Raw genomic sequence first — 21,840 nt, 5'->3', positions numbered from 1 at the left:
GACCTTGCGCTGGATCGCGTTCCGGTGGCTTGACACTGTATATAATACCAGTATTTTCTTGCGGCGTTACAAGTTGGTCTGCACGGAAATTTCGGTGGCCGGTCGGCGGCATCGTCTATAATCGTCGTTTAGCATTTGTTAAACAGCCCGCTTTTGCGGCCGCCGTTACTCAGGAGTTTCATACATGGCATCAGTCAACAAAGTCATCATCGTCGGCAATCTGGGTCGCGATCCGGAAATTCGCTACATGCCTAGCGGTGACGCGATCGCCAACATTGCTGTGGCGACATCGTACAAATCGAAGGACCGCAACACCGGCGAGCAGAAAGAGCTCACCGAGTGGCACCGTATCTCGTTCTTCGGCCGCCTGGCTGAAATCGTCGGCCAGTACCTGAAAAAAGGTTCGTCGGTCTACGTCGAAGGCCGCCTGCAGACCCGCAAGTACACCGACAAAGACGGCGTAGAGAAATACGCGACCGACATCATCGCCGAGCAGATGCAAATGCTGGGTGGCCGTCAAGGCATGGGTGAAGGCGGCGGCATGGACGACGGCGGCGGCTACGAAGCCCCGCCACAGCAGCAGCGCCAGGCACCGGCACCGCGTCCGCAGATGGCGCCACCGGCGCCAGCCCCGCGCCCGGCTCCACGCCCAGCGCCGAACTTCTCGGACATGGATGACGACATCCCGTTCTAAGATCGACTTCTTTGAAGTTGTAAACGAAAGGCCCGCAGCTCACGCTACGGGCCTTTTTTCTTGACCTGCGTCTCTATATTTTCTCCACAATTAGTAGCGATAATGGTCCTGTCTTCCACCCGCTACTGAAAGGACTACCATGTTCCGCATCGCCACTCTCGCCTTGCTGCTCGCCGCCGCCAACGCCTACGCCCAGCAGCAACCCGCTCCGCAGAACCAGCCCCAGGAGCATCGCGGCCCGCCGCAGGAAGCTTTCGATGCCTGCAAGGGCAAGAAGGAAGGGGACACCGCGCAAATGAAAACGCCGCGTGGCGATTCGATGGCCGGCACCTGCCGCATGGTGCTGGTGCCCAGCCGTGCTCCCGCCGAAAAGACGCCACCCCGCGAACGTCCGCCGGCCAAATAAAGGCAGCGCAGCCATGCTGGACGACGGCGTCAGGCCGACCCTGAGCTGTACCGATCACGGAGAAATGCGCGACTTGCCAAGGGCAACGCGTGTTAATCTCAATTTTTTGATCAAGACAAGGGGCACGCTTGCGTCACGAACCGGTACAGCGTCAGGTGGCGTTGGTCAGCTACGGCACTCAATTCCTGGGCAACAAGCTGGCGCTGGAGGACTGGTACCGCCACGGCATTTTCTTCGGCGCGCGCCTGCAGTTTCGCGAATTGGCCGACAACGCCTTGCTGGCCGATGACTTCACCTTGTGGCTGGGCATATTGCGGCAGTGCGGCGCCACGCGCTTGTCGCTGCACCTGTGCACCGAATTCGATCTCGGCGTGGAGCGCGCCACGCGCGGCGGCGAGTATGTGGTGGTCGTGCACTACGCGGACCGTCATGAAATCTGGGTCGTGGGGGAAGAGCGGGCCGCGTGGCTGGCGCATCCCTTGCTGCCCGGCGATGCGGGCTTCCCCGCGTTCCCGGACGCGACCCACTGGGGCGGCGAACTCGATAGCTATTGGCGCGTCGCCGAGCGGCCAGGCACGCTCGACGTGCCCGAAACCAACTGGAAGCAGTTGGCGGCCACCATCGCCGCCGATCTCGCTATCCGTGTGCCGTCCAGCCTGGTGCCTGCCGGGCCGGTTTTCCTGTTCGGGCAGGAGCCGGAATCGTGGGCGAAACTTCCGCTGTTTCCCAAGTCTTCGGTGGCCGCGCCGGCGCATCATCTGCTGGCGACGCTGTACCGGGAGCAGGCGACGTTTTCCAATGATACGAATCCGAAGAACGAAGGCAGCCACTATCAACATCTGGATGCCGAAGCTGCGGCGAACATGGAAAATTGGGGACGTCGCCTCGACAGTTGGGTGATCGAAACGCAGTTGCGCTGCGCGAACGAGTGCCGGTCCTGATCGGCTTGGCGTTCGCGCAGGTGCGGTTCAACGCGGCAGCGCCCTTTCGACATTGACCCGCGCCAGCGCGAACGCCTGGCGCAACACCGCCAGGTCGCCGATGTGGTTGGACAGCAGCAGGATCAACTGGTCGCTCAGCATTTTGCTCTGATTCTCGTCCAGGTCCTGGTGCGAGTCGCTGAGCATGGCGTAGAAATCATCGTAGTCGGCCAGGTTCTGGCCCAAGTTCAGTGGCAGGTTCATATTTGCTCCTAGGCCGTCAGCAGGCGGCCGGCCGCCAGGCCCCACAGTGTGCGCAGCGACAGCACCAGCACCGCGGCCGTCAGTAGCAACAGCAGGATCACGGCGATCCAATGCAGCACGGCGCCGCCGACCGCGTTGGCGTAGATCAGCGCGGCGTTGGCCAGCGCCGCCATCGGGAAGCCGATCGCCCACCACGACGGCGAGAACGGCGCCGGCTTCACCGCCAGGCGATAGCCGATGATGGCGAACAGGAACAGCGCGAAGTAGAACAGCAGCGCCGCAAACATGTCCACTTGGTGCACCAGGTTGACGTAGGCGATGAAGCCGACCGCGAACGGCGCCACCAGGATCATCTTGGACGGCCGCATCGGCGCGGCCAGCGGCTCCTGGTGCACCAGCCGCGAGAAGATCAGCACGAAGAACACCAGCGCGCTGACGGCGCCGATGGCGGCCGCGAACAGGTTCACTTCATGTGCCCAACCGGCCGTCAGCGCGCCGCCCGTGACCACGATATCGAGGCTGCCGACGCCGGCGATCAGCCAGGCCGGCACCACGCTGGTGGGCGCGGCGTTGCCGTTGAGCAGACGGGAAATCATGACCACGCTCAGCGCCAGCGTGGCGACGCTGCCGATGCTCCACACCACCAGCTGGGCCGGCGCGCTGTAGCCGCCGATCACGCTCGACAGCAGCAGCACGCTGATGCCCACCGTGCCGAAGAAGCTGCCGATCACCGGATGCGAAAATTCGTGCTTGACCAGCTCGGGATGCCTGAGCAGCTTGGCGAGATAGGACAGCGCCAGCACCACGAACAGCGCCAGCGCGGCGACGCCGATCGCGTTCGACACCGCGATGTCGGCGCCGTAGGTCTTGCTGGCCAGGCGCCAGGCCAGCGCCAGGCCGGCCACGCTCATCACCGAGCCGAACAGACTGACGGGCAGGTAGCGAATAGACGGCATGGCGCGCGCGGGCAGGGCGGGGTGTGTTTGAGCGGATTCCATCATGACTCCAGTGGGTTTTTTGCGTGAGGCCATTCTGCCCCGGCGCCGCCCGCCCGTGAGCGGGCTGACCCAAAAGGAATGCCGGATGTCCCCAAATCCGCTAAGCGGCCCGTCCGTGGTCGCCGGCGCGGAAGCGTTCGCGGTACAGCTTGGGCGTGGTGGCCAGCTGGCGCGAGAAGATCATGCGCATCTGGGTGGCGTTGCTGAAGCCGCAGCGGAAGGCCACCGTCTTCAGCGGCACGTCGGTCTCCTCCAGCAGCTTGCGGGCGAAATCGATGCGCACCTGGTCGACGAACACCGACGGCGTCACATGCGCATGCTTGGCGAAAGCGCGCGAGAAGGTGCGCCGGGAGACGCCCACCGCGTCGGCGATCTCCTCGATGGTCAGGGCGTCGCTGATGTGGTCGGTCACATGCTTCAACACCTTGGCCACCAGCGAGTCCTCGTCCGGGCCGACCGCCAGGTAGGGACTGTACTGCGACTGCCCGCCGTCGCGGCGGATGTAGACGATCAGGCGCTTGGCCACCTTCATCGCCAGTTCGTGGCCCCAGTCCTCGGCGATCAGGGCCAGGCACAGGTCGATGCCGGCGGCGACGCCGCCGCAGGTGAACAGGTTGCCGTCGCGCACGAAGATCTTGTCGGGCCGCACATTGGCGCCGGGGAACTGGGTCGACAGCCGTTCGGCGTGGTCCCAGTGGGTGGTGATTTCGCGACCACCCAGCAGGCCGGCGTGGCCCAGCAGGAACACGCCGTTGCATACCGCGCCGTAGCGGCGGGCGCCGCGCGCGCGCTGCTTGAGCCAGTCGACCAGGGCCGGCTCCGGCCGGTAGTCCGGGAAGCGCGGGCCGCCGGCCACCAGCAGCATGTCGCTGTCGGCGTGGTGGTTCAGGTAGTCGCAGTGGACCTTGAACTCGATGCCGCTGGAGCACAGCACGCTGTCCGGACGGCCGCCGGCCAGCGTGATCTCATAGTGCTGCTCCTTGGGCAGCAAGCTGTTCGCCTCGGCGAAGACGTCCAGCGGACCCGCCACGTCCAGCGCCTGCACGCCATCCAGCACCAACAGGGTTATCTTCACCGTATCCCGCCTTTTTTCGAAGTAGCAATGTCCAGACTATGATAAGCCATACGGCGGGTCATACGGCGGGCGGGCGTGGCGGCGGCATGCCGGGCCGATCGGCCGTCCCGCCGGCCGGCCGCTCATCCCCGCCGGCCGCCGCTCGGCACTTTTTCGTGCCGGACGCCGGGGTTTGCCCAAAATGGCCGCTTTCCACCCGAAAGCGAGACCATGAAACTGCTCCCATTGATCGCGTTGTTGCCGCTGGTGCTGGCCGCCTCCGCCGCCCCGTTCGACACCCAAGGCTACGATCGCCAAGTCCGGCCCCAGGACGACCTGTTCCGCGCCGTCAACGGCGGCTGGCTGAAAACCACCGAGATCGCGGCCGACCGCTCGGACGCCTTCGGCGCGGACCTGCCCGCCATCGCGTCCGAACGCGTGCGCGCCTTGCTCAGCGAGCTGGCGGCCAAGCCGCAGCCGGCGGGCAGCCTGGCGCAGAAGGCCGGCGCCTACTACGCCAGCATTGTCGACACCGCCGCCATCGACGCCGCCGGCCTGGCGCCGGTGCAGGCGCTGCTGGCGGACATCGACGCCATCGGCGACCGCGCCGCGCTGGCCCGCTGGCAGGGCGCGATGCAGGGCAGCCTGGCGACGCCGGTCTGGCTGTGGGGCGGCTTCGCCGACTTCAAGGACCCGGGAGTCAGCCGCGCGCTGGCCTGGCAGGGCGGCCTGGGCATGCCGGATCGCAGCTACTACCTGAACGATGGCGACGCCCGCATCGGCGCCGTGCGCGCCGCCTACCAGCGCTACCTGGCCGCGCTGGCGGCCTTGGCCGGCATGCCGCAGCCCGAGCAGGCCGCGCAGCAGGTGCTGGCGCTGGAGCGGCGCATCGCCCTGGCCCACGTCGGCCAGGACGAGGCGCGCGACCCCGGCAAGATGTACCACCCGCTGACGGCGGCGCAGTTGAACCAGGCCGCGCCCGGCTTCGACTGGCCGGCCTTCCTGCACGCGGCCGGCATGGCGGACGGCGCCACGGTCACGGTGGCGCAGCTGCCGGCGGCGGTGGCGATCGCCCGCCTGTACGACGAGGTGGCGCTGGACCAGTGGCGCCAGTATGCCAAGCTGCACGTGCTGATGGAGGCGGCGCCGGTGCTGCCGCAGGCCTTCCGCGACGCCCACTTCGCCTTCAACGGCAAGGCGCTGGCCGGCGCCGCCGCGCCCGAGCCGCGCTGGCAGAGCGCGATCGACCAGCTCAACGCCGGCCTCGGCGACGCGGTCGGCCACCTGTACGTGGCGCGCTATTTCCCGGCCGCCGACCGGGCCCGCGTCCAGCGCATGTTCGAGCAGGTGCGCGCGGCCTACGGCGCCGCGATCGCCCACGGCAGCTGGATGAGCGCGCCCACCAGGGCGCAGGCGCTCGCCAAGCTGGAGCGCATGCAGGCCAAGATCGGCTATCCCGAACGCTGGACCGACTACGGCGCGCTCGACATCCGCGCCGGCGACGCGCTGGGCAACCGCCGCCGCGCCCAGCGTTTCGAGTGGCTGCGCAAGGCGGCGCAGTCGGGCGGCCCGGTCGACCGCGGCGCCTGGATGATGGCGCCGCAGACCGTCAACGCCTACTACGATCCCTCGCTCAACGAGATCGTGCTGCCGGCCGGCATACTGCAGGCGCCGCTGTTCGATCCCAAGGCGGACGACGCCGCCAACTACGGCGCCATCGGCGCCATGATAGGCCACGAGCTGAGCCACGGTTTCGACACCATGGGCAAGCAGTTCGACGGCGCCGGCGTGATGCGCGACTGGTGGTCCGGCGCCGACCAGGCCGCCTTCGACGCGCTCGGCGCGCGCCTGAGCGCCCAGTTCGACGCCTACCAGCCGCTGCCCGGCCGGCATGTCGACGGCAGGCTGACCTTGCCGGAAAACCTGGCCGACCTGGCCGGCCTCGAAGTGGCGCTGCAAGCCTACCGCCGTTCGCTGGGGGGCAAGCCGGCGCCGGTGATCGGCGGCTACAGCGGCGAGCAGCGCTTCTTCCTCAGCTATGCGCGCAGCCAGCGCATCAAGCTGCGCGCCGAGCGCCAGGCCGCGCTGCTGGCCAGCGATCCGCACGCGCCGGGCGAGTTCCGCGTCAACGGCGCCGCCGTCAACGTCGACGGCTTCCACCGCGCCTTCGGCACCCGGCCCGGCGACGTCATGTACAAGGCGGTTTCCGAACGGCTGCGCATCTGGTAACGTGCGTCAAACACAACAGGAGTCACAGATGCAGCAGCAGTTCTTTCCGCGCGCGCCGGAATTCTGGTTTTTCCACGCCGGCGCCATGCTGCTGACCGCCGGGCTGACGCTGGCGTCGGCGCTGCTGTGGGACCAGTTGTCCGGCAACGTGCTGTGGTCCTCGCTGGCCTGGATGCCGCCCTACACGCTGGCGGTGCTGGCCTTCCGCTGGTGGTACCTGCGCCGCTGCGGCGGGCGCCGGGCGCCGCCGGCCATGCGCCGCCTGGTGCCGGCCGTGGTGCTGTACGCCACCGTGGCCGGGGTGCTGGTGATGCTGGCGGTGACGGCCGTCATGGCGCCGTTCTACTGGACGCAGATGTATGTGCCGCAGTTGCGCTCGGGCCTGCTGCTGTCGCCGTTCCAGTTCGTCTGGCGCTCGGCCCTGAGCGGCGGCTTCCAGACCCAGTTGCTGATCGGCGCCTGGATCTTCGTCTACGTGGGCGCGACCCGCAACCAGGCCGCCAGCGTCGCCGAGCTGCTCAACGAACGCCTGCAGGGCACGCTGAAGGAAGCCCAGCTGAGCAGCCTGGCCAGCCAGCTCAACCCGCACTTCCTGTTCAACGCGCTCAACAACATACGCTTCATGATCCACGAGGACGCCGGCCGCGCCGACAGCACGCTAGTGGCGCTGTCGGACCTGCTGCGCTACTCGCTCGAAAGCGCGCGCTGCGACACCGTGCCGCTGCAGCAGGAAATCGCCATGGTCGAGCGCTACGTGGCGGTGGTCGAGATCCAGCTGGAGCGGCGGCTGGCGTTCGCGCTGCGCTTGCCGCCGGGCTTGCGGGCGTGGCGGGTGCCGCCCATGCTGTTGCAGATGCTGGTGGAAAACGCCGTCAAGCACGGCATCGAGCCGGCGCGGCGCGGCGGCCGGCTGACGGTGACGCTGGCCGAGCAGGGCCAGCTGCTGAACTGCCGCATCGTCAACGACGTCGATCCGGCCGCCGAGCACGCCGGCGCGGCGGCCGGCATCGGCATCGGCCTGCAGAACATCGAACGGCGGCTGCAGCTGCTGTACGGCGGCGCGGCCGGCGTGGCGCTGCGCCGCAGCGCCACCGAGTTCGACGTCACGGTCAGCTTGCCCTGGGAGTGCGCGCAATGAAAGTGGTGGTGGTGGAGGATTCGCGCCTGGCGCGCGAGGGCCTGGTCAGGATGCTGCGCGCGTTCGCGCAGATCGAGATCGTCGGCGTGGCCGAGGACGCCGACGCGGCGCTGGCGCTGATACGGCGCACCGCGCCGGACGTGCTGTTCCTCGACATCCACCTGCCCGGCGCCTCCGGCTTCGAGCTGCTGGCGCAGCTCGACACCGTCCCGGCGCTGGTGTTTACCACCGCGTATTCCGAATACGCGATCCGTTCGTTCGACTTCAACACGGTCGACTACCTGCTCAAGCCGATCAGCGCCGAGCGGCTGGCGCAGGCGGTGCGCAAGCTGTCCGGCCCGGACGAGGCGGCGCCGGCCGAGGCCTGGCAGCCGGTGCTCGAGATCGGCAGCAGGATCTTCGTCAAGGACGGCGAGCGCTGCCACCTGGTGGCGCTGGAGACGATCCGCTACATCGAGAGTTGCAAGAACTATGCGCAGATCTTTTTCGGCGACCAGCGCGCCTATGTGAAGAAATCGCTGAGCGCGATCGAGGCGCGGCTGCCGCCGCAGCATTTCTTCCGCGTCAGCCGGCAGCACATCGTCAACCTGCATGCGATCACCGGCATCGCCGAGGCGATCCACCAGGGCTACGACATCACGCTGAGCGGCGGCACGGTGGTGGCGGCGTCGCGCCGGCACGCGGCGCAGCTGAAGGAGCTGCTCAGCCTGTAGCGGCGGCCTGCGGCGCTCATTTGGGCGGCGCCGCGCCGAAAAAAACCTGCGACGCGAATGCCAGCGCGTCGTGGCGCGACTGCCGCAGCGCGGCGTCGTTGCGGCCGACGTGCACGCCGCGCCTGACGCAGCCGGCGAAGTATTCGCCCACCCTGGCCGCCGCGATCGGCGCGCCGGCCGGCTCGGTGCGCAGGGTCCAGTTGGACAGGTCCCAGCGCACCACCTCGCAGGCGATGCCGGTGGTGGCCTGCGGCAGCAGGCGCACCGGGTAGTTGCCGTCCCACGAGTGGTGGGCGCCGGCGTACTTGATGGTGCGGATGCCGGCGCCGGCCGCCGCGTACTGCGCCGCCAGCTGCTCGCAGGCGGCCGCGCCGGTGTAGTCGTCGGCCTCGCCCACCAGGTTCAGCATCGGCGCCCGGCTCAGCTCCGGCGACCAGTACACCTGGCCGCAGCCGGCGTACACCGGGATGTGCAGCGCGAAGCGCAGCTCCGACTTGATCACCGCGCGCCGCAGCGGCTCGACCGCGCTCTGGAAGGCGACGCTGCCGCCGCGCGAGAAGCCCATCACGCCGATGCGCGCCGGGTCGGTGCGCGGATGCGTGGCCAGCAGCTGCAGCGCCTGCAGGCTGTCGATCAGGTTGGCCGCCGCCGGCACCAGGCTCTGGTCCTCCACCGTGCGCCTGACGCCGCGCGGCTCGAAGCTGCTGACCTCGATGCCGCCGCTTGGGGGTGTAGCTGTCGAACTCGATGCGCCCCTGACTGGCGGCGTTCAGTTGCTGGGCGTGCGGGGCGCTGGCGGCCAGCAGCAGGGCGGCCGGCAGCAGCAAGGCGGTGGGTTTCATCGGGGCGGCGTCCATAAGTTTGTTTTATTGACAATATGAATACCATTTCAGCCACGTTTTTGCAACAGCCGCCAGGCCGGCTGTTCAGCTGAAAGCGACTTCGTGTAATACTGGCCTGACGTGAGTTCGCTACGGGGGCAGTGCCATGTCTGCATCTGAAACACGATCCTATGCCGCGACCGCCAGCGAAGCGGCCGTGGTGGAACAGCTGCTGCAAACCCTGCGCACCTGCCTGATGGCGCAGGAGATGCCGCACTACGCCCCGACCCTGCAACAACTGGCCGGCTGCCGCCTGAACGGCTCGCAGGCGCTGGAGCTGGCGGCGTTCCAGCTGCTGGCGCGGGCCGCCGACGCCGCCGTCGCCGCCGACACCCTGCTGCTGCCGGCCAGGAATCTGCAGCTGCAGGCGCAAACCGAACAGCACCCGCTGGCCCAGGCCGCCGCCTTGCGGGCGCTGCACTGGGTGCAGATGCGCCTGCGCCTGCACCACGCCGCGCTCGACAGCCTGGCCAAGGCCGCCGAGCTGTATGCGCGCTGCGCGCTGCCGCGCCTGGCCACGCAGATGCGGGCCAGCCGCTGCCGCGTGATGCTGGGCGCCGAGATGTACCTGGAGCTGCTGCCATTCTGCACCGGCATGCTGGCCGAGCCGGGCGAGCTGACGCCGTCCGTCCATGTCATGCTGCTCGACAGCGCGGCCTCGGGCGCCTACTACCTGGCGCTGGAGGAGCCCGACGACGACGCCGCCGCGCCGCTGTGGCGCGACTGCCTGGCGCGGCGCGAGCTGGTGCTGCGCCGCACCCGCGAGTCCGGCCTCGACGCGCAGGAATGCCTGGCGCTGCTCAACCTGGCCGTGGTCAGCGCCAGCTGCGAGCACGCCGACGCCAGCCGCGACTACATGGCCCAGCTGCGCGCCAAGTTCGGCCGCGACGGTTACTGGACCGCGTGGCTGCGGCTGTGCGCGCTGCTGGCCGACTGCGCCGACGGCGCGCGCGAACGCGCCTGGCCGGCGCTGCTGGCCTACGACGCCGGCCTGGACGACGAGACCCCGCAGGGCACGCGCCTGCGCGAGATCACGCTGTGGGCGATCCGCCGCTACGGCCGCCGCTGGGGCCGGCTGGACGCGGCGCTGCAGGCCACCATCGCCCAGGTCGGGCTGGAGCGGCGCCACAAGCGCGCGCTGGCGACCTCGCTGGGCGAGACCTTGAACGCGGTGATGGAGCGGCCGCAGCTGCTGCACCAGAACGCCCTGCTGGCGCAGCACGGCACGGTGCTGGAGAACTCGCTGGTGCAGCGCAACCAGGAGCTGGGCGAGGCGCTCGAGACGCTGCGGCGCGAGGTGGCGGTGCGCCAGGCCGCCGAGGCGGCGCTGCAGGGCGCGCACGACCGGCTGGAGCAGCAGGTGCGCGAGCGCACGGACGAGCTGGGCCACGCGATGCGGGCGCTGATGCAGCAGGAAAAACAGCTGGGCATGTCGCGCATGGTGGTCGGCATGGCGCATGAACTGAACACGCCGCTGGGCAACGCGCGGGTGGCGGCCAGCGCCATCACGGCCCAGGCCGAGGACTTGCGGCGCGGCCTGGACGCCGGCGCGCTGCGCCGCAGCGAGGTGGCCGGCCTGCTCGACAGCGTCACCCAGGGCGGCGAGCTGGTCGACCGCGCGCTGGCGCAGATCAACCGCCTGGTCGAGCGCTTCAAGGGCCTGTCCGGCCAGCCGACCCAGGAGCCGGCCAGCCGCTTCGACCTGGCCGAGCGGCTGCGCTTCTGCGCCGGCGCCTGGTCGCACGGCCTGCAGGCGCGCGCCGTCAGCCTGACGCTGCGGGTGCCGGACCAGCTGTGGCTGCACGGCTACCCGGGCGCCTGCCAGCAGGTGTTCCAGCACCTGCTCGACAACTGCCTGCTGCACGCCTTCGCCCGCCGCGCCGGCGGCGCCATCGTGGTCGAGGCGCGCGCCGCCGCCGACGCCATCGTCATCGACTGGAGCGACGACGGCTGCGGCATCGCGCCCGAGCACCTGGCGCAGGTGTTCGAGCCGTTCTACACCACCCAGCTGGGCCTGACCGGCGCCGGGCTCGGCCTGGCCAGCGTGCACAGCATGGTGGTCAGCCTGATGCGCGGCCAGATCACGCTCGACAGCGCGCCGCAGCGCGGCACGCGGGTGTCGCTGCGCCTGCCCTACGGCGACGGGGGGGCGCCTTGATGCGGGCCAAGTTAGCTACCGCGCTGCTGTGCGCGCTGGCGCTGCTGGCGCGCGCCGAGTCGCCGGAGCCGCTGCGGCTGGTGGCGGCCGACCTGCCGCCGTATGCCGTCGCGGCCGGCGGCGACAGCCCCGGTTCGCTGGTGGAAATCGTGCAGGAGCTGGCGCGCCGCGTGGGCACGCCGGCCACGGTGGAGTTCTATCCGTGGCAGCGGGCGCTGGCGCTGACCGGCGTGCTGCCGCACACCGCGGTGCTGCCGCTGACCCGCACGCCCGAGCGCGAACCCCAGTACCGCTGGCTGGTGCGGCTGCGCCAGCAGAACTTCGTGTTTGTGGCGCGCCACGGCAGCATCGACCCGCGCGAGCTGCGCGATCCGGCGGGGCTGGCGCGGCGGCGGCCGATCGCGGTGCTGCGCGGCTCGCCGCACAAGCAGGTGTTGCAGTCGCTGAACTTCAGCGCGGTGGCCGAATGCGCCAGCGTCAGGGAATGCATGCGCATGGTCACCAAGGGCGTGGCCGACGCCACCTACGGCGGCGAGGACATCCACCGCCACGCCGCCAACCTGGACGGCCACCGCGAGGCCGACTTCGATTTCAGCCCGGTGTTCCGCAGCGGCGACATCTGGCTGGGCGGCTCGCTCGACTTCAGCGAGGACGAGGCGCGCAAATGGCGCGCCGCCTACGAGGCCATGCGCGCCGACGGCTCGCTGGCGCGCATCCAGCGCAAGTACGGGCTGGCCGGCAACTGAGGTTGCAACTGAGGCTGCAACTGAGGCTGCAACCGAGCCGGTCTATTTCGGCTTGGCGCGGCGCGCCTGGATTTCCCTGATCAGTTTGAGCTCCTTGTCGCTGGCCTTGTCCAGCAGCGCCGCGTGCTTTTTGCCCTGCTCGGCCAGGCTGGTCACCTCGGGTGGCACGGGCGTGTCCGGGTGCACCTTGTAGGCGATCCAGGCCGACAGCAGGCACATCGCCAGCGTGCCGGCCACGTAGGCGGCCAGCCACAGGCCGGTCTGGCCGCGCGCGCGGTGCAGCGCGCCGCAGACCTGCTCGGCCTCGCGGCTGGCGGCCTGCATCTGGATTATCATCCCGGCCACGGCGGCGTTGGCCGCCTCGGTGGCGGCGCGCGCCGCCTCGCGCCCGGTGGCCTCCAGCTGGACCGCGGCCTGGGTTTCGATCCGCACCGCCTCGGCGATGCGGGCGTCGATCTGGTTGAGGCTGATATGCGCCATGCGCACCAGCTTGTCGCAGCCGGCGATCTGTTTGGACAGCGTTTGCAGGTCGACGTGGAAGCGTTCGACCAGCGCGCCGTGGGCCTCGACCTTGTCGTTGAGCGTGTTGAAGAAATCGCCTTGCGATGCCGCGGGCTGCTCGTCTGGATTCATGCGCTGCGCCTCTCGATAACCGGGAAGCCCTATTGTAGTTTCAAGCGGCGGCCTTGTGGGGGCCGCCGCCGTGCAACCTAGCCGCCGATGGTCAGCGTCAGCGTGGTGGCGCCGTAGTTGGGCGTGACGTTGGCGACGCCGTCGACCTTGATGGCGGCGTAGCGGCCCAGCAGGCGGCCGGCCGTCAGCACGGTGAGCACCTCGCCCGCCTTGGGCTTGTAGCCGCCGACGAACTTGACGCTCAGCGTGCCGCCGCCGATGGTGGCGTTGCCGGCCACCGCCAGGCTGCCCTGGGCGCCGCCGCCCAGGTCCAGTTCCAGCGTGGTGGCGCCGCCGAGCTGGGTGTACTGGCCGGCCAGCTTCAGGCCGGCCGGGGCGTTGGCGATCAGCGTGCCGCCGCTGACGTAGACGTCGCCGCTGCCGAAGGCGCTGGCGCTGTCGCCCTCCAGCGCGCCGGCGCTCAGCTCGGTGCCGCCGGACCAGCTGTTGTTGCCCGCCAGCCTGAGCGTGCCGCTGCCCTGCTTGACCAGCTTGCCCGTGCCGGCGATGTTGTTGCGCCAGCGGTCAACCGCGTGGAAGCCGCCCCTGGCGGCGTCCATCAGCAGCACCACGTTGCCGCTGAAGGCGCCGTAGCCGTCGGCCGCCGCGAACAGGTTGAGCCGGCCCCAGCCCTCGGGGTCGTCCATCACCGGATAGCCGGAGGCCAGCGCGGTGGTCTTGAGCACCACGCGGCGCTGGGCGTCGCTCAGGTAGGGCAGGCGGGTTTCCAGCAGCACTTCGGCGCCCTTGGGCACCACGGCCGGCGCGCCGGCGGCGCCGATTTGCGGCATGCCGTAGGTGCTGCGGCGCAGGTAGTTGGCCTGGTTGACGGCGTAGTCGGCGAAGCGGTCGCCGGAGGCGGCGCCCGACTGCGCGTAGGCCAGGAAGCTGTCGGCGCTGGTCGAGGTGGCGGCCATCAGCGTGGCGTGGGCCTGGGCCAGCGCCGCGCTCTTTTTCGCGGCGTTGGCCGGGTCGACCAGGTTGGCGGCCACCACCGCGGTGCCGTGGATGCGGCCGCTCAACACGTCCAGCGGCGAATGCATGCCGGCCCAGATGCGCGCCTCGCCCAGCTCCAGGCCGCGGCTCAGCAGCTCCTGGTAGCGCTCCGGCACCGCGTAGGCCATCGCCAGCGCGTTGCGCATCGCCTCGGCCGAGTGGCCGCTGGTGAAGCCGCCGTCGGTGGCCGGGGTGGCGCTCTTGGCCGGCACCAGCGCCGGCAGCACCTGCACCGCGCTGCTCCAGCGGTAGGGGCGGGCGTATTTGTAGAAGCGCTTGGCCGGCTCGGTCGAGCCGTTGTTGCCGACCAGGTTGACGAAGTCCACCACGGCGCCGAAGTTGGCGTTGGCGCTGCCGCCGACGCCGTTGTTGTTGCCGCCGTCGTTGTACAACCTGGTGGTGGCGTCGTCGGCGATGGCGCTGATGGTGGTGGTCTGCTGGGCGGCCGCGCGCCAGGCGGCGGTCAGCGGGCCCATGCCGTCGGACACGCTGTAACCCTTGTTGCGGCGGTCGTCCAGGTAGGCTTGCAGCGCCTGCGCCGGCGTGCGCTTGGCGGTGGCCTGCACCACGTAGTCGATATTGGCCGCGTGCACGGCGGCGTTGACGACGGCGCCGCCGTTGCTGCCGTCGTTGGGCACGCCGCTCCAGGTCGAGGCGACCACGGCCGGGAAGCCGGCCGCGGCGTCGGCGCTGACGCCGGCGTCGACGATCTCGGTCAGCGGCTTCCACACCTGCAGGAAGCCGCCCAGCACCCGCACGCCGGCGTTGGTGGCCAGCGTGGCGTAGCGGGCGTCGCCGCGCTGGTTGCTGGCGACGGTGTCGACGAAGGCGGTGACGGCCGGCGCCGCCGCCACCTCGGCCGCGCCCTGGTCGGCCGGCGCCGGCGGCATCACCAGCACCTGGTCTTCGGAGCTGGAGCCGCAGGCGGCCAGGGCGAGGGCGATGCTGACGGCGAGAAGCAGGGGACGCGCGGGGACAAAATGCATGGAGAGATCCTGGAGTGATGGGAAAGAGGCCATAGAGTAATGACGTCGTATGACATGGCGATTACACAAGCAAAAATAAACGCGTCGCGCCCTGATACAATGGCCGGGTGAAAAAACTCCTGCTGATCCTGCTGCTGACCATCCTGCCCATCCAGTACGCCTGGTCGATGGCGGCCGTCTATTGCCAGCACGAGCCGGCCAAGGTCACGCATTTCGGCCACCACGGCCACCAGCACCAGGCGCAGTCCGACGACGGCGCCGACAAGAGCAAGCCGGGCAAGATCCACAGCGACTGCAAGGTGTGCCATCACGCGGTGCAGGCTTCGGTGGCGGGTGGCGCCGCGCCGGCGCTGGCCGTCACGGTGGGCGGCCACGCGCCGCCTTTGCCGGCGCTATACCTGTCGCATATCTCCGACGGGCCCTCGCGGCCCAATTGGCTGCTCGTCGCCTAGCGCGACGAGGCCCTCGCCCCCTTTTTTAGACGCCTGAGTCTCGTCGAATTCTTTTTCCTATCGTCTGGAGAATTCGATGGTCAAGTATCTGTTGCCGCTCGTCGTAGCGGCATGGCCTGCCTATGCGCAGGCCGAAATCGAGCCGTCCGCGCCGCTGACGCTCAAGGCCGCGCTGACGCTGGCCCTGGCCGGCGGCGCCAATGCCGAACTGGCCGCCGCCCGTCATGAACTGGGTGCGCTGGACGGCGCCGTCCAGCAGGCCGGCCTGCTGCCCAATCCCACGCTGTCGGTCGAACGGCTCGACACCCGCCGCAGTGATAGCGACCGCCGCGAAACCACCTTCCAACTGAGCCAGCCGCTGGAGCTGGGCGGCAAGCGCGCCGCCCGCGTGCAGGCGGCCGAGCGTGGCCGCGACAGCGCATCGGCCGAACTGGTGTTGCGCCAGGCAGAGATCCGCGCCGCCGTGATCGACGGCTGGTTCGCCGTGCTGGCCGCGCAGGAGCATGTGCGGCTGGCGCAGCAGGCGGCCGAGCTGGCGCAGCGCGCGGCCGGCGCCACCGCGCGCCGCGTGGTGGCCGGCAAGGTGTCGCCGGTGGAGGAGACCCGTGCCCGCGTGGCCGCGTCGTCGGTGCAGCTGGACCTGATCCGCGCCCGCAGCCTGCTGGCCGGCGCGCGCCAGCGGCTGGCGACCCTGTGGGGCAATCCGGCGCCGCGTTTCGAGCGCGCGGACGGCGCCATCGAGGCGCTGTCGCAACTGCAGGAACTGGGCCCGGCCGAGGCCATGCGCGGCCGGCTGCAAGGTGCGCCGGCGCTGGCGCTGGCCCGCTCGGAGCTGGCGCGGCGCCAAGCCTTGGCGCAGGTCGAGGTCAGCAAGCGCACGCCGGACCTGACGTTCAACGTCGGCGGCAAGCGCTCGGAGGAACTGGGGCGCACGCAGGCGGTGTTCGGCATCTCGGTGCCGCTGCCGCTGTTCGACCGCAACCAGGGCAGCGTGCTGGAATCGGCGCGCCGCGTCGACAAGGCGCGCGACGAGCTGGCCGCCACCGCACTGCGGCTGGAGGCCGAGCTGGCGCAGGCGCGCGAAGAATTCGACGTCGCCCGCCAGCAGGCGCAGGCCCTGCGCGCCGACATCCTGCCCGGCGCGCAAAGCGCCTACGACGCCGCCAGCACCGGCTTCGAATACGGCAAGTTCGGCTTTCTCGACGTGCTCGACGCCCAGCGCACCTTGCTGCAGGCGCAAACGCTATACCTGAACGCCCTGGCGGACGCGCATCGCGCGCTGGCCGTCATCGGCCGCATCCTCGGAGAAGAACATGAATAAAACGCAGAAAATCACCGTCGCCGTCATGGCGCTTGTCGGCCTGCTGCTGGCGGGCCTGATGCTGATGCCCAAGAGCGGCGCAGGGCCGGCGGCCGCGCAGGCGGAACCGGAACGCGGCGAACACCGCGAGGCGGAACCGGAAAAGATCGCGCTCGACGACACCCAGGCCAAGGCGGCCGGCGTGGCGTTGGCCGTGGCGGCGCCGGCCAGGATCAGTGTCGCCATCACGCTGCCGGGCGAGATCCGCTTCAACGAGGACCGCACCGCGCACGTCGTGCCCAAGCTGGCCGGCGTGGTCACCAGCGTGCGCGCGGAGCTGGGGCAGAACGTCAAGCAGGGACAGGTGCTGGCGGTGATCGCCAGCAGCGGCCTGTCCGAGCAGCGCAGCGAGCTGCTGTCGGCGGAGCGGCGGCTGGCGCTGGCCGGCACCACCTTCGAACGCGAACGCCGCCTGTGGCAGGACAAGATCTCCGCCGAGCAGGACTACCTGCAGGCGAAGCAGGCGCTGAGCGAAGCCGAGATCGCGGTGCGCAACGCGCGCCAGAAGCTCAGCGCCATCGGTGCTGGTGCAGGGACGGCAGCGGGCGCGGACCTGAACCGCTTGGAACTGCGGGCGCCGTTCGACGGCGTGGTGATGGAGAAGCATCTGGCGCTGGGCGAAGCGGTGAAGGAGGATGCCGCGGTGTTCACGATCTCCGACCTGTCCGGCGTGTGGGCGGAAATCGCCGTGCCGCCCAAGGACCTGGCGCTGGTGCGCGTGGGCGAGACGGTGGTGGTCAAGGCCTCCGCCTTCGACGCCCAGGCCAGCGGCAAGATCACCTACGTCGGCTCGCTGCTGGGCGAGCAGACCCGCACCGCCAAGGCCCGCGTGGCGCTGGCCAATCCCGACCGCGCCTGGCGTCCCGGCCTGTTCGTCAGCGTCGACGTGCTGTCGGGGCAGGCCTCCGACGCCGCCGCTGCCGTCACGGTGCTGGCCGACGCGATTCAAACGGTGGAAGACAAGCCGGTGGTGTTCGTCAAGGTGGCGGGTGGTTTCCGCGCGCAGCCGGTGGTGCCCGGCCGCAGCGACGGCAAGCTGACCGAGATCCTCAAGGGCCTGTCGGCCGGCGCGCAGTACGCGGCGGCGGGCAGCTTCGTGCTCAAGGCGGAGCTGGGCAAGGACAGCGCCGAGCATGCGCACTGATACGGGAGACACCATGTTTGAACGCATCATCCAATTCGCCATCGCCCAGCGCTGGCTGGTCCTGCTGGCGGTGGCCGGCATGGCCGCACTCGGCGTCTACAACTACCAGAAGCTGCCGATCGACGCCGTGCCCGACATCACCAACGTGCAGGTGCAGATCAACACCTCGGCGCCCGGCTACTCGCCGCTGGAGACCGAGCAGCGCGTCACCTTCCCGATCGAAACGCTGATGTCCGGCCTGCCCAAACTGGAGCAGACACGTTCGCTGTCGCGTTACGGGCTGTCGCAGATCACCGTCATCTTCAAGGACGGCACCGACATCTTCTTTGCGCGGCAGATGGTCAGCGAGCGCATACAGGAAGCGCGCGCGCAGCTGCCGGCCGGCGTCACGCCGGCCATGGGCCCCGTCTCGACGGGGCTTGGCGAAATCTACCTGTGGACGGTGGAGACCAGACCAGGCGCGAAGAAGGCCGACGGCACGCCCTACACGCCGACCGACCTGCGCGAGATCCAGGACTGGATCATCAAGCCGCAGCTGCGCAACGTGCCCGGCGTGACGGAGATTAATTCCATCGGCGGCTACGCCAAGGAGTACCAGGTGGCGCCCAATCCGCAGCGGCTGGCGTCCTACGGCCTGACCCTGCAGGACGTGGTGACGGCGCTGGACCGCAACAACGGCAACGCCAGCGCCGGCTACATCGAAAAGCGCGGCGAGCAGCTGCTGGTGCGCGCGCCGGGGCAGGTGCAGTCGCTCGACGACATCCGCAACATCATCCTCAGCAACGTGGACGGCGTGCCGGTGCGCGTGCGCGACGTGGCGGAGGTGGACGTCGGCCGAGAGCTGCGCACCGGCGCCGCCACCGAGAACGGCCGCGAGGTGGTGCTGGGCACCGTCTTCATGCTGATCGGCCAGAACAGCCGCGCCGTGTCGCAAGCGGTGGATCGCAAGATGGTCGACATCAATCGCAGCCTGCCGGCCGGCGTGCAGGCGGTCACCGTGTACGACCGCACCACGCTGGTCGACAAGGCGATCAACACCGTGAAGAAGAACCTGCTGGAAGGCGCGGTGCTGGTGATCGTGGTGCTGTTCCTCTTCCTCGGTAACATCCGCGCGGCGGTGATCACGGCGCTGGTGATCCCGCTGGCGATGCTGTTCACCTTCACCGGCATGGTGACGTACAAGGTCAGCGCCAACCTGCTCAGCCTCGGCGCGCTGGACTTCGGCATCATCGTCGACGGCGCGGTGGTCATCGTCGAGAACTGCGTGCGGCGGCTGGCGCACGCGCAGGCGCGCCACGGCCGCGTGCTGACGCGCGCGGAGCGCTACCAGGAAGTGTTTGCCGCCGCGCGCGAGGCCCGCAGGCCGCTGCTGTTCGGACAGTTGATCATCATGGTGGTCTACCTGCCGATCTTCGCGCTGACCGGCGTCGAAGGCCGCATGTTCCATCCGATGGCGCTGACGGTGGTGATGGCGCTGGTGGGCGCGATGCTGCTGTCGATCACCTTCATTCCCGCCGCCGTGGCGCTGTTCATCGGCGACAGCGTGGTCGAGAAGGAGCACCGCAGGATCAGCGATTGGTACGCGGCGGTGCTGGAGCGCGTGCTGGCCAACACGCCGGTGGTGCTGACGTTTGCCGGCATCGCGGTGGCGCTGTCGGTGTTGCTGGCCACGCGCATGGGCAGCGAATTCGTGCCCAGCCTGAACGAGGGCGACATCGCGATCCAGGCGCTGCGCATCCCCGGCACCAGCCTGACGCAGTCGGTGGAGATGCAGAAACAGGTGGAGCTGGCGCTGAAGCAGCAGTTCCCCGAGATCGAACGCGTGTTCGCGCGCACCGGCACGGCGGAAATCGCGTCGGATCCGATGCCGCCCAACGTCTCGGACGGCTACATCATGCTCAAGCCGGAATCGCAGTGGCCGGCGCCGAAGAAGTCGCACGCGGAACTGGTGGCGGCGATCCAGCAGGCCGCCGAGCGTTTGCCGGGCAATGCCTTCGAATTCTCGCAGCCCATCCAGTTGCGCTTCAACGAACTGATATCGGGCGTGCGCAGCGACGTCGCGGTCAAGCTGTTCGGCGACGACATGGCGGTGCTTAACGAGACCGCAGCGCGCATCGCCGCCACGCTGGGCAAGGTGGACGGCGCGACCGAGGTCAAGATCGAGCAGACCAGCGGCCTGCCGGTGCTGATGGTGCAGATCGACCGCGGCAAGACCGTGCGCTACGGCCTGAATGTGGGCGACGTGCAGGAGACCATCGCCACCGCCATCGGCGGCAAGGAGGCCGGCACGATGTTCGAGGGCGACCGCCGCTTCGATATCGTGGTGCGCTTGCCGGATGCGCTGCGCAGCGACCTGGATGTGATGCGGCGCTTGCCGGTGCCGCTGCCGCGCGCCGGCGGCGCTGCCGGTGGCATTGGTGCGGCCAACTTCATTCCGCTGGGCGAGGTGGCGACGTTCGCCATCGCGCCGGGGCCGAACCAGATCAGCCGCGAGGATGGCAAGCGGCGCGTGGTCATCAGCGCCAATGTGCGCGGGCGGGATATCGGTTCCTTCGTCGCGGAGGCAGAAGAGCGTCTGAAGCAAGTGCAGATCCCGGCCGGTTACTGGACCAGTTGGGGCGGACAGTTCGAACAGCTGCAGTCGGCGTCGCGGCGCCTGCAGATCGTGGTGCCGGTGGCGCTGCTGCTGGTGATCGTGCTGCTGTTTGCGATGTTCGGCAATCTGAAGGATGGGCTGCTGGTGTTCAGCGGCATACCGTTCGCGCTGACCGGCGGCATCGCGGCGCTGGCCTTGCGCGGCATACCGCTGTCGATATCGGCGGCGGTGGGCTTCATCGCGCTGTCCGGCGTGGCGGTGCTGAATGGACTGGTGCTGATCTCCTTCATCCGCAGCCTGCGCGAAGAAGGGCGCACGGTGGAGCAGGCGATCCGCGAGGGTTCGCTGGGCCGTTTGCGGCCGGTGCTGATGACGGCCTTGGTGGCGTCGCTGGGCTTCATCCCGATGGCGATCGCCACCGGCACCGGCGCCGAAGTCCAGCGCCCGCTGGCGACGGTGGTCATTGGCGGCATCCTGTCCTCCACCGCGCTGACGCTGCTGGTGCTGCCGCTGCTTTACCGGCTGGTGTATTTGAGACGGCAGTCTAAAACGGCTTGAGACTTGGGGAGTTCCGCAGCCGATAACACCCGGCTGCGTTTTTACCTGGGTGTCAATATCATTTCCTGCCGCTCGCGCCGCATGCTGAATTGGTCCAGGAAATTACTGCCCAGCAGAATGATGGGCAAGCCGCTCTCGTGGACGATGGCCTCAAGATTGCGGAGTTCCACCTCGCCGATGCGCATCCTCTCTATATGCACCCGAAACACGTTGGTGACACCATTGGCCGTCGATGCGGTGCCGGGCTGTCCTTTGCGGTAGTCGATGCCGAAGCGGGTTGCATCCGTCGCGGGCATCGCGATGTGGGTGGCGCCGGTGTCGACCAGCATCCGCGCACTCATGCCATTGATGCTGCCATTGGTGTAAAACTGGCCGGCGGAATCCGCACGCAAAAGCAGCGATTGGTTCGCTCCATTCGGCGCCGGATAACGGCCCATGGCGATCGTCACCGACTTGCCGTGCTCGGTGATGGTGGCGCCGTCGTTGTGGACTGCCAGCAGTCGATAGCCCGGCGCAATGGTGCTGCCGGTTGCGTAGGCAGTGGGTTCGCCGCCGTCCACCGTCATCAGCGCCCGATCGCGGATTACGCCCACCAGGCTGATATTGGCGGCGAAGGCATTCGCGCCGGTGAGGATAAAGCCGGCTGCTAAGGCATAAGTTGGGAAGCGCATGGTAGTCGGCGGAAAAATGTTGAGAATTGCTTAATTTCCGCTGAGCATAACATTTTAAGCTGGCCCAAAATGCGCACATCCTCACGCTATTGCCATCGCTATACAGGGGGGCGTATTTTTGGCGGGCTCTAAAAGCTCTAAACGTTCTAATTCAGTAGAAATTGAACTAAATCGTTAGAGATCGCTCTAAAAAATAGACGCGGC

19 protein-coding genes are annotated in these 21,840 nt (G+C 68.9%); 12 read left to right on the top strand and 7 right to left on the bottom strand.

The window, feature by feature from the left end:
* The first annotated feature begins 184 nt into the window (after positions 1-184).
* From ssb to RUGAMON1_RS14340, 3 genes are all read left to right on the top strand, one after another.
* Positions 185-694: a single-stranded DNA-binding protein gene (gene ssb, locus RUGAMON1_RS14350; RefSeq protein WP_445231155.1), complete on the top strand. Its 510-nt coding sequence runs from the start codon at positions 185-187 to the stop codon at positions 692-694.
* A gap of 139 nt (positions 695-833) precedes the next feature.
* Positions 834-1,100, top strand: coding sequence for a hypothetical protein (locus RUGAMON1_RS14345; RefSeq protein ID WP_445231154.1), 267 nt, complete (start codon positions 834-836; stop codon positions 1,098-1,100).
* A gap of 128 nt (positions 1,101-1,228) precedes the next feature.
* The gene (locus tag RUGAMON1_RS14340) at positions 1,229-2,041 is read left to right on the top strand and encodes a hypothetical protein (RefSeq protein WP_445231153.1); all 813 of its coding nucleotides are present in this window, start codon (positions 1,229-1,231) and stop codon (positions 2,039-2,041) included.
* Between the two features lie 27 nt (positions 2,042-2,068).
* On the opposite strand, the gene RUGAMON1_RS14335 is transcribed toward RUGAMON1_RS14340, so the two are convergent.
* The 3 genes from RUGAMON1_RS14335 to RUGAMON1_RS14325 all read right to left on the bottom strand — a co-directional run bounded on the left by RUGAMON1_RS14335 (position 2,069) and on the right by RUGAMON1_RS14325 (position 4,357).
* Positions 2,069-2,284 (bottom strand): DUF2783 domain-containing protein, encoded by a 216-nt coding sequence (locus tag RUGAMON1_RS14335; protein WP_445231152.1) that lies wholly within the window; start codon positions 2,282-2,284, stop codon positions 2,069-2,071.
* A gap of 8 nt (positions 2,285-2,292) precedes the next feature.
* Entirely contained in the window at positions 2,293-3,240 is a 948-nt protein-coding gene (locus RUGAMON1_RS14330) for an SLAC1 anion channel family protein (RefSeq protein ID WP_445231151.1), read from the bottom strand.
* 142 nt (positions 3,241-3,382) lie between these two features.
* On the bottom strand, positions 3,383-4,357 hold the full coding sequence (locus RUGAMON1_RS14325) for a GlxA family transcriptional regulator (RefSeq protein ID WP_445231150.1): 975 nt from the start codon (positions 4,355-4,357) through the stop codon (positions 3,383-3,385).
* 210 nt (positions 4,358-4,567) lie between these two features.
* Between RUGAMON1_RS14325 and RUGAMON1_RS14320 the strand changes: the two genes are divergently transcribed.
* From RUGAMON1_RS14320 to RUGAMON1_RS14310, 3 genes are read left to right on the top strand one after another with little or no spacing between them, the layout of a single operon-like run.
* Positions 4,568-6,565 carry a M13 family metallopeptidase gene (locus RUGAMON1_RS14320; RefSeq protein WP_445231149.1) on the top strand — a complete coding sequence of 666 codons (1,998 nt, stop codon included), beginning with the start codon at positions 4,568-4,570 and terminating at the stop codon, positions 6,563-6,565.
* A gap of 28 nt (positions 6,566-6,593) precedes the next feature.
* Positions 6,594-7,703 (top strand): sensor histidine kinase, encoded by a 1,110-nt coding sequence (locus RUGAMON1_RS14315; protein WP_445231148.1) that lies wholly within the window; start codon positions 6,594-6,596, stop codon positions 7,701-7,703.
* Complete coding sequence (locus tag RUGAMON1_RS14310; RefSeq protein ID WP_445231147.1) at positions 7,700-8,416, top strand: LytR/AlgR family response regulator transcription factor; 717 nt, start codon at positions 7,700-7,702, stop codon at positions 8,414-8,416. The genes RUGAMON1_RS14315 and RUGAMON1_RS14310 overlap by 4 nt, the downstream gene beginning before the upstream one ends.
* Positions 8,417-8,432: 16 nt before the next feature.
* Here RUGAMON1_RS14310 and RUGAMON1_RS14305 read toward each other — a convergent pair whose 3' ends face one another.
* Complete coding sequence (locus tag RUGAMON1_RS14305; RefSeq protein ID WP_445231146.1) at positions 8,433-9,089, bottom strand: dienelactone hydrolase family protein; 657 nt, start codon at positions 9,087-9,089, stop codon at positions 8,433-8,435.
* 314 nt (positions 9,090-9,403) lie between these two features.
* Between RUGAMON1_RS14305 and RUGAMON1_RS14300 the strand changes: the two genes are divergently transcribed.
* Together RUGAMON1_RS14300 and RUGAMON1_RS14295 are read left to right on the top strand one after the other, a co-directional pair.
* The gene (locus RUGAMON1_RS14300) at positions 9,404-11,455 is read left to right on the top strand and encodes a sensor histidine kinase (RefSeq protein WP_445231145.1); all 2,052 of its coding nucleotides are present in this window, start codon (positions 9,404-9,406) and stop codon (positions 11,453-11,455) included.
* Positions 11,455-12,201 carry a substrate-binding periplasmic protein gene (locus tag RUGAMON1_RS14295; RefSeq protein WP_445231144.1) on the top strand — a complete coding sequence of 249 codons (747 nt, stop codon included), beginning with the start codon at positions 11,455-11,457 and terminating at the stop codon, positions 12,199-12,201. Before RUGAMON1_RS14300 ends, RUGAMON1_RS14295 begins: the two co-directional genes overlap by 1 nt.
* A gap of 42 nt (positions 12,202-12,243) precedes the next feature.
* Here RUGAMON1_RS14295 and RUGAMON1_RS14290 read toward each other — a convergent pair whose 3' ends face one another.
* Together RUGAMON1_RS14290 and RUGAMON1_RS14285 are read right to left on the bottom strand one after the other, a co-directional pair.
* Positions 12,244-12,834 carry a hypothetical protein gene (locus tag RUGAMON1_RS14290; protein WP_445231143.1) on the bottom strand — a complete coding sequence of 197 codons (591 nt, stop codon included), beginning with the start codon at positions 12,832-12,834 and terminating at the stop codon, positions 12,244-12,246.
* A gap of 77 nt (positions 12,835-12,911) precedes the next feature.
* Positions 12,912-14,855, bottom strand: coding sequence for a phosphatase PAP2 family protein (locus tag RUGAMON1_RS14285; protein ID WP_445231142.1), 1,944 nt, complete (start codon positions 14,853-14,855; stop codon positions 12,912-12,914).
* A gap of 107 nt (positions 14,856-14,962) precedes the next feature.
* Between RUGAMON1_RS14285 and RUGAMON1_RS14280 the strand changes: the two genes are divergently transcribed.
* The 4 genes from RUGAMON1_RS14280 (at position 14,963) to RUGAMON1_RS14265 (ending at position 20,965) form a co-directional block, all read left to right on the top strand.
* Positions 14,963-15,307: a hypothetical protein gene (locus RUGAMON1_RS14280; RefSeq protein WP_445231141.1), complete on the top strand. Its 345-nt coding sequence runs from the start codon at positions 14,963-14,965 to the stop codon at positions 15,305-15,307.
* Between the two features lie 76 nt (positions 15,308-15,383).
* On the top strand, positions 15,384-16,628 hold the full coding sequence (locus RUGAMON1_RS14275) for a TolC family protein (protein WP_445231140.1): 1,245 nt from the start codon (positions 15,384-15,386) through the stop codon (positions 16,626-16,628).
* Positions 16,621-17,811 carry an efflux RND transporter periplasmic adaptor subunit gene (locus RUGAMON1_RS14270; RefSeq protein WP_445231139.1) on the top strand — a complete coding sequence of 397 codons (1,191 nt, stop codon included), beginning with the start codon at positions 16,621-16,623 and terminating at the stop codon, positions 17,809-17,811. The genes RUGAMON1_RS14275 and RUGAMON1_RS14270 overlap by 8 nt, the downstream gene beginning before the upstream one ends.
* Positions 17,812-17,824: 13 nt before the next feature.
* Positions 17,825-20,965, top strand: a complete 3,141-nt coding sequence (locus RUGAMON1_RS14265; protein WP_445231138.1) for a CusA/CzcA family heavy metal efflux RND transporter — start codon at positions 17,825-17,827, stop codon at positions 20,963-20,965.
* A gap of 41 nt (positions 20,966-21,006) precedes the next feature.
* On the opposite strand, the gene RUGAMON1_RS14260 is transcribed toward RUGAMON1_RS14265, so the two are convergent.
* A complete protein-coding gene (locus RUGAMON1_RS14260) occupies positions 21,007-21,636 on the bottom strand; it encodes a retropepsin-like aspartic protease family protein (protein ID WP_445231137.1) in 630 nt (209 codons plus the stop codon).
* Positions 21,637-21,840 lie beyond the last annotated feature (204 nt).

This window comes from Duganella rhizosphaerae (assembly GCF_040364205.1).
Taxonomy (GTDB): Bacteria; Pseudomonadota; Gammaproteobacteria; order Burkholderiales; family Burkholderiaceae_D; genus Rugamonas; species Rugamonas rhizosphaerae.
Note: the sequence above shows the minus strand (reverse complement) of the source record. Positions and strands in the feature narration are given on the sequence as shown.